The following is a 15,989-nucleotide window of genomic DNA, read 5'->3' on the forward strand; positions in this document are numbered from 1 at the left end:
TATAAGATTGCTTCGTCGTTCCTTCTCGCAATGACGATTTAACTTCCGACTAAGGACTTTGGACTCAAGACCCCAAACTTAAAAACTTCCAACTAGTCCTCTCTACTTCCATCATCAGCCATTCTCACCATTTTTGGTTCAAATTTGGCCACTACATCAACCAGTTCAGTTTGTGCTGCCATCACTTTGTTAATGTCTTTATAGGCCATTGGCGCTTCATCTAAACCTGCTCCGATTAAGGTAACGTTATGATCTTTTAAAATGGCTTTCATATCCGATTTGGTAATCGATTGAATCGCTTTGGTTCGGCTCATTTGACGTCCTGCTCCATGAGATGCTGAATTGATCGCACTCATTTCGCCTTTTCCCCTAACCAAAAATCCTGGAGCGGTCATACTTCCTGGAATAATCCCCATCACACCTTTACCTGCAGGTGTAGCACCCTTTCGGTGCACAATTACTTCTTCCCCATCAAACATTTCTTTCCATGCAAAATTATGGTGGTTTTCTACCTTGGCCAAAACTTTAGCACCAATCGCTTTGGTTAATCTTTTATGGATCACTTCATGACAGGCAGAAGCATAATCGCCAGCCAAGTTCATGGCAATCCAATACTCTTGTCCTTCGGCAGAATTTAGATCTAAATAAGCCAGGTTTGCAGCCTCTTTTGGGAGTTTACAGATCTCTTTTGCCAGTTTGGTGTAATGACCTGCAATGGTTGCGCCAAAACCACGGGAACCCGAATGGGTCAATAATGCTACGTAACGGCCTTTATCGATATTTAAAATCTCGTCGCGTTCGACAAAATCAATAATCCCCCATTCTACAAAGTGATTTCCACCACCCGAAGTCCCCAGTTGTGCCCAAGCTTTTCCGTGTAAATTTTTAAGAAAGGGCGTGGAGTTAAATGCGTCATTTTCTAAAACGTCATGATCAGCTCTTTCATTACCTTTAAAATTTTGACCTGCACCAAATTTGGTGAAAGCAATTAACTCGCGTTTATACATTGCATCTTTCCCGAAATAATGTTTCTCTGGGATATCGAAAATACTTAGAGCCATTCTACAACCGATATCTACCCCTACACCATAAGGGATAATTGTATTTCTGGTGGCCAATACACCGCCAATGGGCAAACCATAGCCCTGGTGGGCATCAGGCATTAATGCCCCGGCTACCGAAACAGGCAATTTCATGGCAATATCCATTTGATTTCTGGCTCCTTCTTCTATATAATCAGCACCAAAAATTGAATAGTCCTTAGCGTTTTTGATCAATTCAATGGTTCCATCTGATTTTGGATTGGCTTCCTCGATCACAGCGGTTGCCAATACATTTAATATTTCGTCATCCAAAAAACTTTCCGGATAATCTTTTACTTTTTTAAATAAGGCCAGTAATTCTTTTTCCTCAATATCCGCAAAATTTTCTTTTAGGATATCTAAAGCCAGGCCTACTATTTTTCCTTCGGAATAACCTATTTCTATAAGGTCTTTCCCTGTTATGTTGTTGTTCATTTTATTTCTTGTTCAATCCCCGGCAGGTAATACTCACCTAACCGAGGGGGTTTCTAAATTTAATTTATTTTACGAAGATTTGTTTCAATTGATCTACAATTTGTCCACTACCCGATAAGCTGATGTTGTTGATTTTTTCTGCGATTTTCTCCACATACTCCATCTCTTTCAACTTATACAACATAGCATTGTCTTCCATCAATTTAGCCGTATTTAACAAACTTCTGGTTGAGGCCGTTTCTTCTCTCCGGGTAATGATATTGGCTTGGGCTCTTTTTTCGGCCACTAAAACCTGGTTCATGATTTCTTTAACATCACCAGGTAAAACGATGTCTTTAACACCACAGTTGGTTAATTTTACACCCAAGTTTTCAACCTTATCCAAGGTGATGGCCATTACCATTTCGGCAATTTTTTCTTTGCTTTCCATCAATTCGTCAAAAGTCATTAAGCCAATACATTCTCTTAACGCCAATTGCATGGTGATGTACAATTGTTTTTCAAATTCTTTGTTCTCCAATAATGCTTTGATGATGTCATCAACTTTATATTGAATACTGAAATTTACCCTCAATTGTGCTTTATCTTTGGTTAAAATTTCTTGTCCGATGATTTCCATATTCAATTGCCTCATATCGGTTTTCAAAATTTGAACAGTCGTACTGTTTTTCCAGTAAACATAGTTTCCTGCTTCCAATACGTTTTCAAATTTACCATCGATAAATAACAAAGCTTTTTCGAAAGATTCTACTTTATAGGCCCTGATGTAATTCAATAATGGTGCTTTCTCTAACAAATTTTTATCAATGCTTTCATCAATTTTGATGTTACTGATATCTACTTTAATAAAGTTATATGCAGACAAACCTTTCCAGACGGCATGTCTGCCAGCCGTTAAAACGTTCTTGAAATTTTTGTTTTGATAAACCAAGGCCAATTCATTATCGGCAACACTTACCAAGTGAATTAAATTCACAAAATCTGTATTTTCCAATAAGATATCCAATTCGGCAACCGTGTAATAGTACTCTTTTGCCATATCATACAAAATCATGTCTTCACCGAAACCTAACCAGTAAGTTCCAGCTGTTAAAACATTTTTTAATTTTCCTTTTTTAAACACCAATCCAACATAATTGGTGTTAATTGTTACTCTTTTCATGTTTTTTTGATGTTAAGATTTATAATTATTTAATTTTTGTTTTACAAGGCATTGCAAAAGCACATTCATTTTTTTCTTGCGGAAGCAAATTGAATCTGGATGTTTTTAAGAATGAAATCAAGCTTTAGCAAGTAGGTAAATCCGAGGACTTAAATAAATTTTTCAGCGAGATTTGATTTTTAAATCAGCTCTTTCATCTTTTTTACTTTCAAAGCAAAAGGCAAATTGCATTTCAGATTTATTAAAAATCTTAAAGCCGAATGCGGTTTTACAATGCTGTTCTTTTGAGCGATTTTAAAAGTTGCTCTTCTTTTTGTTTTGGAGTTTGAGTCCTAAACGCTTACCAATTAGCTATTCCAAGTGATGGTTGGAAGCAGGATTCGAACCTGCATGGTTTTGTTGTTATTCTACCCCTGAATTATTCCGATTGCTCGGAAGTGGGATTCGAACCCACGACACACAACGTGTTTTAGACAATCTATCATAATTCTTATCAGTATATTCTACGCAATTTGCCCGAATACTTTGGGGCTATTCCGAAACCCACAACATTGGATAAGTTTTATTTAGTATTGCCATCCCTTTCGGGATTTCTTTATATCAATCTGATTATGATAACCACTATTAATGTAACCCTGTCCGGCGTATCCCGAACAGGGGCTTCATAAACGAGAGCGCATATCATTTAGAACAGTAAACTGTTTCTGTCAATCATATTGTGTTATTAATATTTATCAAAGAACTTTATCGACTGGCGACATTACAAAGATGCCACCACCACTGCGCGGCCAATTTGCGCAGTGAAATTTATTTTGTTATTAAATCATTAAGTATCTGATAATTAGAGTTATAAATTTAATTTACCCATTATATTTTTACTTTTATCCTTCAATTACGCAGTTGTATTGCGTAGATGATAAATGCTTTGCTATATTTAGTTAAGCTTTTCGATCAGATGTTTTGCTTGAAACTCAAATTGATTAAAAATGGCAGTAAATAAATTGGCGCTTATCCGGTATAAAACCATCGACGATTGTTTGAAGAACCGTTACCGTAAATGGACACTAGATGATCTTATCGAAAAGGTGTCGGCAACCCTGTATGAGCTCGAAGGGATTACCACCGGGGTGAGCAAGCGAACGATTCAGGCAGATATCCAGCTCATGCGGAGTGATAAGCTTGGCTATAATGCGCCGATTGTGGTGAAGGATAAACGCTTTTATGCCTACGAAGATTCTGGTTTTAGTATTACCAAAGCACCGATCAATAACGCTGATGTAGATAAAATGAAAGAAATTGTAGGTGTACTGAAACAGTTTAATGCCTTCAATTATTTCGACGAAATGAGCGATATGATTGCCCGTTTAGAAAATAACCTCTACAAATCGACCAAACAGAGTGGCAATAATATTCAATTGGAAAGTAATAAGCTGGTTAAAGGTTTAGAATGTATTCCGTCCTTGTATCAAGCGGTTTTAAACAAACGATCTTTATTAATAGAATATAAATCTTTCAAGGCGCAACAATCACAACAGGGAATTTACTATCCGTATCTGTTAAAAGAATACCGCAACAGATGGTTTTTGATCTGTAAAGCGAAAAAGCGGCCGGGAATCTTAAATTTGGCATTGGATAGGATAGTAGAATTTCAGGAATTGCCTAACGAAGAGTTTGTAAGTTATCAAGGCGTAGATTTCGATCGGTATTACGATGATTTAATTGGCGTAACCAAAAGCGAACGTGACCGTGCACAGAAAGTGATCCTCGAATTTACAAATGATCATGCGCCTTACGTGGTAACGAAACCGATTCATCAATCGCAAATAGTATTAAGTAAGAACGAGAAAACAACAACTTTTAGGATCGATGTGGTACTAAACTACGAACTGGAGCGCGAAATTTTAGGCTTTGGAGAGTGTGTTAAAGTGCTTTCGCCACGATTGTTGATTTCAAAAATTAAAAAGCGTTTAGAACAAACTTTTAGTCAATACGAAACTAAAGAAGAGATGGATATAAATGAATTTTGAATGATTGAATGAGAGGATGTAGGCAACTCTATTAATAAATTCGCTCATCCAACATTTCCTCATTCAATCATTCTCAAATTCTCTCATTCAATTCTAGCTTTTAAACTCGCTTGTTTTATGGAAGTCGATATCAGGATAGTCCTGTTTTGTTAAATTGATCATGTATTCACTATCCGCCAAATATACCGGATTGGCTTCTTTATCGAAACCGATGTGCTGTTGTTTACGTTTTACAAATTCATCCAGTTTCTTTCTGTCGGTAGAAGTTACCCAGCTCGAACGGGTATAACTTAAGGTACGGAAACGACATTTTGCACCATATTCGTGCTCTAACCTGAAGTTGATTACCTCAAACTGAAGTTCACCCACTGCACCGATCACTTTCCTGTTTCCAGGCTGCATCACGAATAACTGTGCAACTCCTTCGTCGGTTAACTGCTCAATACCTTTTTCCAGTTGTTTGGTACGCATTGGGTCCATATTTTCAACCTCTTTAAAAATAGATGGGGAGAAACTAGGGATACCTTTAAACTGCAGTTTTTCACCTTCGGTTAAAGTATCGCCGATTTTGAAGTTACCACTATCGTATAAACCCACCACATCACCTGGCCATGCCTCTTCAACAATGCTTTTTTCGTTCGCCATAAAGTCCATCGGATTAGAGAATTTTAGTTTCTTATCCTGGCGGGTATGGTAATAAAATTTATTACGTTCAAACTTGCCGGAGCAGATCCTTAGAAAGGCAATCCTGTCGCGGTGTTTAGGATCTAAATTGGCGTGGATCTTAAATACAAAGCCACTGAAATTTTTCTCTTCAACCAATACATCACGCTCTTCAGCTTCACGGTGACGAGGGCTTGGAGCGATATCGATAAATGTATCTAAAAGCTCTTTTATCCCGAAGTTGTTAATCGCACTGCCAAAAAACACTGGTGCAACCAAACCATCGGTATATAAATCCTTATCTATCTTACCGTAGATACCGTCAACCAATTCAACGTCGTCTTTAAGGGTATTGATTTCGTTTTCTTTAAGGTAATTCAGTAAAGATGGATCATTTAAATCGCTTGCCGCCACAACCGAATCGGTTACTTTGGTTTTATCCGAATTGAATAAATTTAAATGTTTGTTATAAATGCTGTAAACACCTTTAAAAGTATGTCCCTGTCCGATAGGCCATGAAAGTGGGCAAAGGCTGATATTTAATTTTTCTTCAATTTCATCCAATAAATCGTAAGCCTCTTTACCTTCACGGTCCATTTTGTTGATGAAGATAATTACCGGGGTGTTGCGCATCCGGCAAACCGACATCAGTTTTTCGGTCTGTTCCTCCACGCCCTTTACACAGTCTACCACCAAAATCACACTATCAACCGCCGATAAAGTTCTGTAGGTATCTTCCGCGAAATCTTTGTGACCAGGTGTATCGAGAATATTGATGCGTTTACCACTATACTCGAAACCCATTACTGAAGTCGCAACCGAGATACCACGCTGCTTTTCGATCTCCATAAAATCGGAGGTATTACTCTGATTTGCTTTGTTCCTTTTTACCGCACCAGCAGTATTAATAGCACCACCAAAAAGTAGAAATTTTTCTGTCAGTGTGGTTTTGCCCGCATCGGGGTGGCTAATAATGGCAAAGGTTTTACGTTTTTCTATTTCAGGGTTAAGCATAATAAAATTTTGGGTATAAAGAGTGATGAAACCTTGTTAAAGGAATTTAACAGCGATAAGATTTGAATATTGTTGTTTCATCAGGCCGCAAAGATAAGGAATTTGCTTAAAGTTTGAATAGGTTAATTGTTTAATTGAAAATAGGTTGCGTGTTTATTGTTTTTGAAAAGCAGTAGCAACGGTTCTTTTGTTATGGCAGGTTTAGGTTACTGCTCCAGTAATTCTATTGAGGGTTTTATTCCCGATAATTAAATACTTTATCTGCTAAACAGGGCTCAAATCAAAAATTATCCAATAAATTTTAAAATTTCTCACTAATCATTGTTTAGTTTTGTGCTAAAATGTTTAGCTTTATTCATCCCTCCGTTTATTGTTGACTAAAATTTTACTGCCGATGCCTACTTTGGAAGAAACTTCTATGCCCGCAGAAATTGCGGCTAAATTCGTTAATTATACCTCAAAACACGTTTTCTTAACCGGAAAAGCAGGAACAGGTAAAACAACTTTTCTACGGAAACTCATTCAGCTTACGCATAAAAAAGCCTTAATTGTGGCACCAACGGGTATTGCTGCAATCAATGCAGCCGGGGTAACTATCCATTCGCTTTTTCAACTTCCTTTTGGGGCTTTTTTCCCTGATGCTGCTGGCGCCTTGATCAATGAAAATATCAATTTTAACTTCAATACGCCCAAAACTTTAGTTAAACACTTAAACATGCAGGGCAATAAGCGCCGCATGTTGCAGGAACTGGAGTTACTTGTTATCGATGAGGTAAGTATGTTGCGGGCCGATATGCTCGATGCCATAGATTTTGCCTTGCGTTATGTACGGAGGAACAGAAACCTTCCATTCGGCGGGGTACAGTTATTGTTTATAGGCGACCTGCACCAGTTACCTCCGGTGGTAAAAAATGACGAGTGGCGCATTATGGCCAAATTTTATAAGAGTATTTATTTCTTCGATGCGCTGGCCCTGCAGGATAATCCACCGGTTTATATCGAACTGGATAAAATTTACCGTCAGGATGATGCTGTTTTTATCGATCTGCTCAACAACCTACGGAACAACAAAATCACCGCACAAGATACAGCCTTGCTCAGGCAGCATTTCAAACAGGATTTTAAACCCTCGGCAGATGAAAATTATATCACTTTAACCACCCATAACAATAAAGCTGATAGCATTAACCGTGAAAGGTTAACACAGCTGAAAACCAAATCTTACTTTTTTGATGCAAAGATTCAGGGTGAATTTAATGAATATGCTTACCCGAATGATAAAAGTTTAGAATTAAAGGTAGGTGCACAGGTAATGTTCATTAAAAATGACATGACTGCCGAAAAGCGGTATTACAATGGTAAGATCGGAGTGGTGCACCACATCGAAAAGGATGTAGTTGAAATCGAACTGCCTGAAGATAAAATGGTGATCCAGATTTCGCCCTACACCTGGGAGAATGTTAAATATAAATTGGATGAAGCAACCAACGAAATTAAAGAAAATGTAGCAGGTTCATTTATTCAATACCCGATTAAGCTGGCCTGGGCCATCACCGTGCATAAAAGTCAAGGTTTAACCTTTGATAAGGCCATTATTGATGTAGGTGATGCTTTTGCACCTGGTCAAGCCTATGTTGCCTTATCGCGTTTACGATCCCTGAAAGGTTTGGTTTTAACTTCTCATCTTCGCGAGAGTGGTTTGCAACAGGACCAAAATGTGCACTACTTCTCTAAAACAAAACAACCTTCTGAGGTGCTAAACGAGCAGATCAGTATAGAGAGTTATACCTTTATCCGCAGTTATTTACTTGCGGCATTCGATCTGAACCTGATCCGCTATTACTTAAAGGAACACCGTCAGACTTTTGATAAAAGCGAAAAATCAGCTAAGCAAAGGCACGAAGATTGGACCGATACCATTTATACCGACTTTCAAAAAATCACAGCTACGGCCGATACGTTTGTTAATCAGCTTAAAAACCTGTTCGCACAGCAAACCGAACATACTTTATTTAATGTATCGAAAAGGGTAGAGGCAGCATTAAAATATTTTAATCCTTTAGTTAAGGAAATTTCTGATCGTTTTCTGACCCAAATTGAAGTGATAAAAGAAGAAAAGCAGATTAAAACTTATGTTACAGAACTGTTAGAACTCGAAATTTTGGTGTATGAGCAATTGAAAAAAATGCATAAAAGTAAAGCATTGTTGCAAGCGCTCATTGCTGGGAAAGAATTTAGCAAAGCCGACACCGACGCATTGTTAAATACGGTCGAAAGAAACAATCAGCTCCAAAAAGCCATTCAGCTAAAAGGAGAAACACTTAAAGTAAAATCTGCAGCAGAGAAAAAGAAAAAAGAGCCAAAGATTGATACCAAGTTAGTGAGCTTTGAGCTTTATGAGCAGGGCAAAACTATCGACGAAATTGCAAAAGAGCGTGGCTTTTCTGCCGGTACCATTGAAGGGCATCTGGCTTATTATGTTTCTACACAACAATTGGATGTAACCAAACTGGTAAAAGCCAATAAAATCAAAAACATTACCGATGCAATTGAAAGTCAGAAAACAAAATCTATGGCCACAATAAGGGAGTTTTTAGGTAAAGATTATTCTTTTGGAGAGATCAAGCTAGTCTTGGCATCGTTGTTCCCATCAGAGGAATAACCTTAGGTTTAACCGCAAAGAAATTCGAGGATTTTTTTTTTACCACAGAGAGAACAGAGTAAGGCACGGAGAACACTAAGTATTATGAAAGAGGATTTATTAACAAGGACCATTATTGGTTTGGCTATAGATGTTCATACAGGTCTTGGTCCGGGATTACTTGAAAGTGCTTACAAAGAATGTTTGTTTTATAAAATTGATAAAGCAGGTTTTCAGGTTGAAAAAGAAAAAATAATGCCCCTGCGATTTGAAGATGTAAAGTTGGATTGTGGTTATCGAATTGATATCTTAGTTGAGGATAGACTGGTTTTAGAATTGAAAAGTATAGATTCCCTACATGATATTCATCTTGCACAAATGTTAACCTATATGAAATTAGGAGGATATAGATTCGGGCTATTAATGAATTTTAATGTTTTAAGATTAAAAGATGGAATTAAGCGTGTAGTAAATGGTTATTAAAATTGCCTCTGTTTTCTCTGTGCAAACTCAATGCCCTCTGTGGTTAAAAGCTATATGAATATTTTGTTTCTTTGCGAAAAACTTTGCGAACTTTGCGGTTAAATGGAAAAGGTTAAAGTTTTAGCGCAGTACATGCCCGAACCAGCGGCACCGCTAATTGCAAAATGGATAGATTATTTTCAGTGCGAATTTAAGATTTCCAAAACCCGTTCTACAAAATTGGGCGATTACCGCCATCCTTATCAGGGCAAAGGGCACCGCATTTCGGTGAATTTTAACCTCAATCATTATGCCTTTCTGGTTACTACCGTACACGAGTTCGCGCATTTACTCACCTGGAACGATTTCAAGAATAAAGTAAAGCCGCATGGCACAGAGTGGAAGAAGAACTTTCAGCGGATGATGGTTCCCTTTTTTGAACTGAATATCTTTCCAGCCGATATCCACAAAGCGATTGATAATTATATGTCGAACCCTGCGGCATCCAGCTGTTCTGATCTGCATTTATCGCGGGCCCTAAAAAAATACGATAGCAATAAAACCGAGACTTTGCATTTAGAGCAGCTACCCATTAATACCAACTTTAAAATTAAAGATGGCCGGCGTTTTACCAAAGGCGAACGGATTAGGAAGCGGTACCGTTGTATTTGTTTAGATGATAAACGGCTATATCTGTTTAATCCTTTGGCGGAGGTTTTTGTGGTGGAATGAGATTAATTTGCTGTCATTCTGAATGCAATGAAGAATCTTTTGCAACATAACTCTGCAATTACATTTTGCGTTTGAAGATACTTTAGATTAATGCCATTTGAGGTGTCAATAGTAAACAGATTCTTCGCTGCGCTCAGAATGACAAATCAGCTACACAAACTTAAACCCATCCCCATCAAATAAACCTTTATCGCTTAGTTTTAAGTGCGGAATCACCAATAAGGCCATAAAAGAAAGGGTCATAAAAGGGGCAAGCAAGGTAGAGCCTAAATCCTTTGCAAATTGATCTATTGAGGTATAACTTTCTGCAACCTGATAGCCGTTATGGTTGCTCATTAAACCTGCTACCGGTAAAGCTAAAACTTCTTTTTTTCCATTCCCCAGTGCCACTACACCACCGGTTTCATTAATCACCAGATTTACGGCTTCACAGATGCTTTTATCATCTACGCCGACGGCAATAATGTTATGACTATCGTGTGCAACACTTGATGCAATGGCACCTTGTTTTAAGCCAAAGTTTTTTACGAAGGATATTGCAATAGGCGCGTCATGATAACGGTTTACCACCACCATTTTCAAAACATCATTTTCCAGATCGCTGATGACATTTTGCTTTAAAACTTTCGGTTTCGAAGATAGCCTGTTGGTAATCAATTGTCCATCCAATGCTTCGATAACTGGAATTTCTTTTTGTCCGGTGAATGGATAAATAAAATCTTCTTCCTTTTTCAAACTGCAATCGAAATGGTTTACTGATTCGCGATCTTCGACATGTTTTACCCAATCGCCTACCACCTTGCCATTTTCGGCAAGCAACAAACCATCAATATAGGTTTGTTTAACCTTGAATGTTTTTAAATCTTCCAGCACGATAAAATCTGCATCATCATTGATCTGAAGTGAGCCGACATCTAATTTATAGTGAAGAATAGGGTTGATGCAGGCTGCCCGCAGTATATTGAATATATTGATCCCTTTTTCTGCTGCCCTGACACAGAGCTGATTAATATGGTTTTCGACTAAGCTGTCAGGATGTTTATCATCGCTGCAGAACATCATCATTTCCGGCCAATCATTCAATAGATCGATCAGCGCCTCAAAATTTTTGGCCGCGCTTCCTTCTCGGATAAGGATTTTCATGCCACGTTGCAATTTATCCAGCGCTTCATCTGAAGTAAAACATTCATGGTCGGTAGAGATTCCGGCATTGATGTATTGTTGAACAGCATCGCCACGTAAGCCTGGGGCATGTCCATCAACAGGTTTACCCAACTGGTGCGCAGCAGCAATCTTTTTTAAAACTTCTTCATCTCTATAAAGTACGCCTGGGAAATTCATCATTTCGCTCAGGTATTTTATTTCTGGACGTTCTAAAAGTGATTTTACATCATCATGATCCAATTCAGCTCCGGCCGTCTCAAAAATAGTTGCTGGAACACAGCTTGGTGCACCGAAATTAAATTTAAAAGGTACAGTATTGCCATTTTCAATCATAAATTCTACACCTTCCATTCCACAAACGTTGGCAATTTCGTGTGGATCGCTAATTGTGGAAACCGTTCCATGAACTACTGCTAACCGCGCAAATTCACTTGGAATTAACATGCTGCTTTCAATATGCACATGGCTATCTATAAAGCCTGGTGAGATAAAATGTGCTCCTTCTTTCTGCTCAGAAATTTTTGAGATTGATTTTATTTTTCCATCCTCAACGGCTACTTCGCCAAAGAAAATATTCCGCTTTGTGATGTTGATGATATTCCCTTCGACTTTAAAATTGCTCATGCTGTTTATATAAATTAGCCACGGAAACACTGATTGGCACGGAATTAATAATTAATGTTCTCCGTGATTTCTGTGTCTCCGTGGCAAAACTATTTAATATTTCAATAATTTATCAATTGTTTCTGCTAATCTTGCTTTAGCTAAAAAATCTTCTTCCAATGCTTTACTCATTGGAATTGCCGTATCTAAGCTTGCACAGCGCATTACAGGTGCATCGAGATCAGAGAAACAGTGCTCTCCGATCCAGGCAGATAATTCGGCTCCAAAACCGTTTGTTAAAGTATCCTCATGCAAAATTAAAACCCTACCGGTTGCTTTAACGGCTGCTCTTACAGCTTCTTTATCCCAGGGCTGAAGCGTGCGCAGATCAATTAACGTGGCATCGCTTTCTGGATATTGTTTCAGGTAATCTAATGCCCAGTGTACACCCAATCCGTAGGTAATGATCGTAAATTTATTTCCTTCGGCAAGCCTAACCGCTTTACCAATCTCTGTAGTATAATAGCCATCAGGAACAGGAGCGCTTAAACTCCTGTAGAGGTATTTGTGCTCAAAATAAAGCACTGGGTTTGGATCTTCAATCGCTGCCAACAGCAACCCTTTTGCATCTTCAGGGAAAGCGGGATAAACAATTTTTAGACCCGGTGTTTTGGTAAACCAGGCTTCATTGCTTTGTGAATGGAATGGTCCAGCCCCTGTTCCGGCACCTGTGGGCATACGCACCACCACATCAGCCTTTTCGCCCCAACGATAATGCGTTTTCGCCAGGTTATTTACGATCTGATTAAAGCCGACGGTTACAAAATCTGCAAATTGCATTTCTACAACAGCTTTGTAACCATTTATGGATAGGCCTAAACCTGCACCTACAATGGCAGATTCGCAAATAGGGGTGTTGCGGACTCTACCTTTGCCATATTTAGCGGTAAAACCATCTGTAATTTTAAAAGCCCCACCATAATCGGCAATATCCTGCCCCATTAAAACCAGGTTAGGATACTTTTGCATGGCCAAGTCTAATCCATCGGTTATTGCATCTAAATATCTTTTTTCTGTGGAAGTTTTATTAGGTTGGACAACATCTTGCTGATATGGAAAATACATATCGGCCTCTTCCCGATCGGCATTAGCAATCGGCTCATCCTCATTAAAAGCTTCTTCAACTTCCAACTCAATGTCTCTTTTAACCTTGATTTTAATATCGATAATTGAATCTGAGTTTAAAATACCCTGCTCAATTAAATACGCTTCGTAATTATTCAAGGGATCTTTCTTTCCCCACTCATCCAACAATTCTTGCGGAACGTATTTCGTGCCCGATGCTTCTTCATGGCCACGCATCCTGAAAGTTAAGCACTCCACCAAAACTGGTCTTGGATCTTTTCGGATTTCCATAGCCAGCTGGTTAATGGTATTATAAACTTCTAAAATATTATTTCCATCTATCTGAATACCTTCCACTCCATAACCAATGGCCTTATCAACCAGGTTTTTGCACCTGAACTGCTCTGATTTTGGAGTGGAAAGACCGTATCCGTTATTTTCGATTAAAAAAATAACTGGAAGGTTCCAAACTGCGGCAACATTTACCGCCTCATGAAAATCGCCTTCACTGGTTGCCCCTTCTCCGGTGTAAACTAATGTGGCGTGCGGTTTATTGGCTAAAACATCTGCCAGAGCAATGCCATCTGCTAAAGCCATTTGTGGCCCCAAGTGGGATATCATCCCAATGATTTTATATTCTTGTGTGCCGAAATGGAAAGAACGGTCGCGGCCTTTGGTGAAGCCGGTAATTTTGCCCTGCCATTGGGCCATTAATTTTTTTAAAGGAATATCGCGAGCGGTAAAAACACCCAAATTACGGTGCATGGGTAAAATGTATTCCTCGCTTTGCATCGCTAAGGTGCTGCCAACAGCTATAGCTTCCTGGCCAATGCCCGAAAACCATTTGCCAATTCTACCCTGACGCAGCAGTTTGAGCATTTTGTCTTCAACCATCCGAGGGTAAAGCAATCTTCTGTATAAGTTCAATAAGAACTTGTCGTCTTTATCACCTCTGTTAAATTGCATATCTGGTTATTTTGACTAATGAGTCCTGATTTAAGACTCCTTATTTTTTTTCAATTCTTCCCATTGTTTTGCAAAAGATTTATCGGCAACTTTAGGCATTTCCCGGTATTTGCCCCAGCTCTTTTTGAAAAACCTTTTGAGCATAAAGTTTTTAAACTTTCCGCCAAAAAAATCCATCCATTTGCGTTTTTGCATCATTCTGCTAAACATGCTCCAGCCAATTTCCTCTTTTTTGCCGTTTTCATGCCCCGCGGCGGCATCTCTACGGTTAAGCAAGAGCATTTTATGGATATCGATTTTTACCGGGCATACTTCTGAACATTTGCCACAAAGACTGGAAGCATAACTTAAGTGTTTAAACTCTTCCATACCCTTTAAGTGAGGCGTGATAACAGAGCCGATCGGGCCGCTATAGGTTGTATTGTATGTATGCCCACCAATATTTTTATAAACCGGGCAAGCATTTAAACATGCACCACAACGGATGCAGTACAAGCCCTGTCTCTGGTCTTTTTGTGCCAATAAATTGGTGCGGCCATTGTCCAGCAAAATCACATACATTTCCTCTGGCCCATCTGTTTCATTGGCTTGGCGTGGACCACTTAAAATGGTATTATAAACCGTTAAGTTTTGCCCAGTTCCGTGCGATGCCAGTAAAGGCCAGAACAGATCAAGATCAGCCATAGAGGGAATTACCTTTTCGATACCTACTATAGCAATGTGGATTTTAGGGAAAGTAGTACTTAAACGAGCATTGCCTTCGTTTTCAGTCAATGCAATACTTCCGGTATCGGCAATTAAAAAATTTCCACCGCTTATGCCGATATCGGCATTCAGGTATTTATCACGGAGTAATTCTCTTGCTTTTTGTACCAGCTGCGGAGGAGTGGCATCTATAGGTGTGCCAAATTTATCGTGAAATAACTGCGCTATATCTGTCGCACTTAGGTGCATGGCCGGGGTAACAATATGGTAGGGAGCCTGCCCAAGTAGTTGAACAATGTATTCGCCCAGATCACTTTCTAAAGATTCGATGTTGTTCTTTTCCAGGAAATCGTTTAAGTGGATTTCCTCGGTGGTCATCGATTTTGATTTGATAACCGTTTTACCGTTGTTTCTTTTGATGATGTTGAGGATTTCCTGTTGGGCTTCTTCGGCATCATTTGCCCAGATTACCTTACCGCCACGGCGTTGGAAATTTGATTCGAATTCTGGTAAGAATTTATCTAGGTTTTCCATCACACGCCATTTAATTACGTGTGCCTTTTTTTTGGATGCCTCCAAATTTTCGAATTTTGATAAGCCCCGTTCAACAGCTGCATTGTATTTCCCAATATTATAATTTATGGTTTTACGATGCGGTAGATCGAAAGCTTTCTCGTCAGATTTCTCTAAAAATTCCTCGGCAATATTCATCAATAGTTATTTTGTAATAGGGTAACGAATATTAACTGATTTTAGTTTTTAGCTATTTCGTTATAACATCAAAGATAGGAAACCCTGTTGAGTTTATTTTTGGAAATTAAAACAAAGAAGAAGGTTGCCTTTTTAAAGAATATTACCAGACAACTTTGGTGATGTATTTTTTTGCTATTTCATCATTCGAAATAAGATCTAAACCCAGTTCTATACTTGTTGCAATGATGATTCTATCAAAAGGATCACGATGTAAAAATTGTAGCGTTTTAAGTACTTTTAGTGTTCCGTAATCTATAGGAAGAATGGTAATGTTACTTGTGTTGCAAGAATCTATGAGTTCATCTAAGGAGTATTCTAATTGTAATTTACCTACTGATTGTTTTATGGTAATCTCCCATAAACTAACTATGCTTAAATAAGTTGAGTATTGGAATCTTCTAAAATTTTTCTTGCTGTTTTAGATAGTGCAATATTATCATCTTGCATCCAAAGTA

The 15,989-nt window shown here is 38.5% G+C and carries 11 protein-coding genes; 4 read left to right on the forward strand and 7 right to left on the reverse strand.

Going from position 1 to position 15,989, the window contains the following annotated elements; all coding sequences use genetic code 11:
* Window positions 1–92 precede the first annotated feature (92 nt).
* Both ACTJKN_RS16160 and ACTJKN_RS16165 read right to left on the reverse strand, forming a co-directional pair.
* Window positions 93–1,517, reverse strand: a complete 1,425-nt coding sequence (locus ACTJKN_RS16160) for an RtcB family protein (protein ID WP_440826600.1) — start codon at window positions 1,515–1,517, stop codon at window positions 93–95.
* Window positions 1,518–1,581: 64 nt separating this feature from the next.
* Entirely contained in the window at window positions 1,582–2,679 is a 1,098-nt protein-coding gene (locus ACTJKN_RS16165; protein WP_440826602.1) for a slipin family protein, read from the reverse strand.
* A 986-nt stretch (window positions 2,680–3,665) separates the two neighbouring features.
* Here ACTJKN_RS16165 and ACTJKN_RS16170 point away from each other — a divergent pair.
* Window positions 3,666–4,706 (forward strand): helix-turn-helix transcriptional regulator, encoded by a 1,041-nt coding sequence (locus tag ACTJKN_RS16170; protein ID WP_440826604.1) that lies wholly within the window; start codon window positions 3,666–3,668, stop codon window positions 4,704–4,706.
* A 93-nt stretch (window positions 4,707–4,799) separates the two neighbouring features.
* Here ACTJKN_RS16170 and ACTJKN_RS16175 read toward each other — a convergent pair whose 3' ends face one another.
* Complete coding sequence (locus ACTJKN_RS16175; protein WP_029274134.1) at window positions 4,800–6,383, reverse strand: peptide chain release factor 3; 1,584 nt, start codon at window positions 6,381–6,383, stop codon at window positions 4,800–4,802.
* Between the two features lie 394 nt (window positions 6,384–6,777).
* Here ACTJKN_RS16175 and ACTJKN_RS16180 point away from each other — a divergent pair, with 394 nt between their 5' ends.
* The 3 genes from ACTJKN_RS16180 to ACTJKN_RS16190 all read left to right on the forward strand — a co-directional run bounded on the left by ACTJKN_RS16180 (window position 6,778) and on the right by ACTJKN_RS16190 (window position 10,218).
* Complete coding sequence (locus tag ACTJKN_RS16180; protein ID WP_440826606.1) at window positions 6,778–9,045, forward strand: helix-turn-helix domain-containing protein; 2,268 nt, start codon at window positions 6,778–6,780, stop codon at window positions 9,043–9,045.
* Window positions 9,046–9,129: 84 nt separating this feature from the next.
* Window positions 9,130–9,507 (forward strand): GxxExxY protein, encoded by a 378-nt coding sequence (locus ACTJKN_RS16185; protein WP_440826608.1) that lies wholly within the window; start codon window positions 9,130–9,132, stop codon window positions 9,505–9,507.
* Between the two features lie 102 nt (window positions 9,508–9,609).
* Entirely contained in the window at window positions 9,610–10,218 is a 609-nt protein-coding gene (locus tag ACTJKN_RS16190) for a SprT-like domain-containing protein (protein WP_440826609.1), read from the forward strand.
* 150 nt (window positions 10,219–10,368) lie between these two features.
* Here the strand turns inward: ACTJKN_RS16190 and ade are convergent, their stop codons facing one another.
* The 4 genes from ade to ACTJKN_RS16210 form a co-directional block, all read right to left on the reverse strand.
* Entirely contained in the window at window positions 10,369–12,006 is a 1,638-nt protein-coding gene (ade, locus tag ACTJKN_RS16195) for an adenine deaminase (RefSeq protein ID WP_440826611.1), read from the reverse strand.
* A gap of 93 nt (window positions 12,007–12,099) precedes the next feature.
* Window positions 12,100–14,076: an alpha-ketoacid dehydrogenase subunit alpha/beta gene (locus ACTJKN_RS16200; RefSeq protein WP_440826613.1), complete on the reverse strand. Its 1,977-nt coding sequence runs from the start codon at window positions 14,074–14,076 to the stop codon at window positions 12,100–12,102.
* 30 nt (window positions 14,077–14,106) lie between these two features.
* Window positions 14,107–15,492: a LutB/LldF family L-lactate oxidation iron-sulfur protein gene (locus tag ACTJKN_RS16205; protein ID WP_440826615.1), complete on the reverse strand. Its 1,386-nt coding sequence runs from the start codon at window positions 15,490–15,492 to the stop codon at window positions 14,107–14,109.
* A gap of 142 nt (window positions 15,493–15,634) precedes the next feature.
* Window positions 15,635–15,904, reverse strand: a complete 270-nt coding sequence (locus tag ACTJKN_RS16210; RefSeq protein WP_440827159.1) for a type II toxin-antitoxin system VapC family toxin — start codon at window positions 15,902–15,904, stop codon at window positions 15,635–15,637.
* Window positions 15,905–15,989: the final 85 nt, after the last annotated feature.

It is taken from the genome of Pedobacter sp. 22163, assembly GCF_052045595.1.
In the GTDB taxonomy this organism is placed as follows: domain Bacteria; phylum Bacteroidota; class Bacteroidia; order Sphingobacteriales; family Sphingobacteriaceae; genus Pedobacter.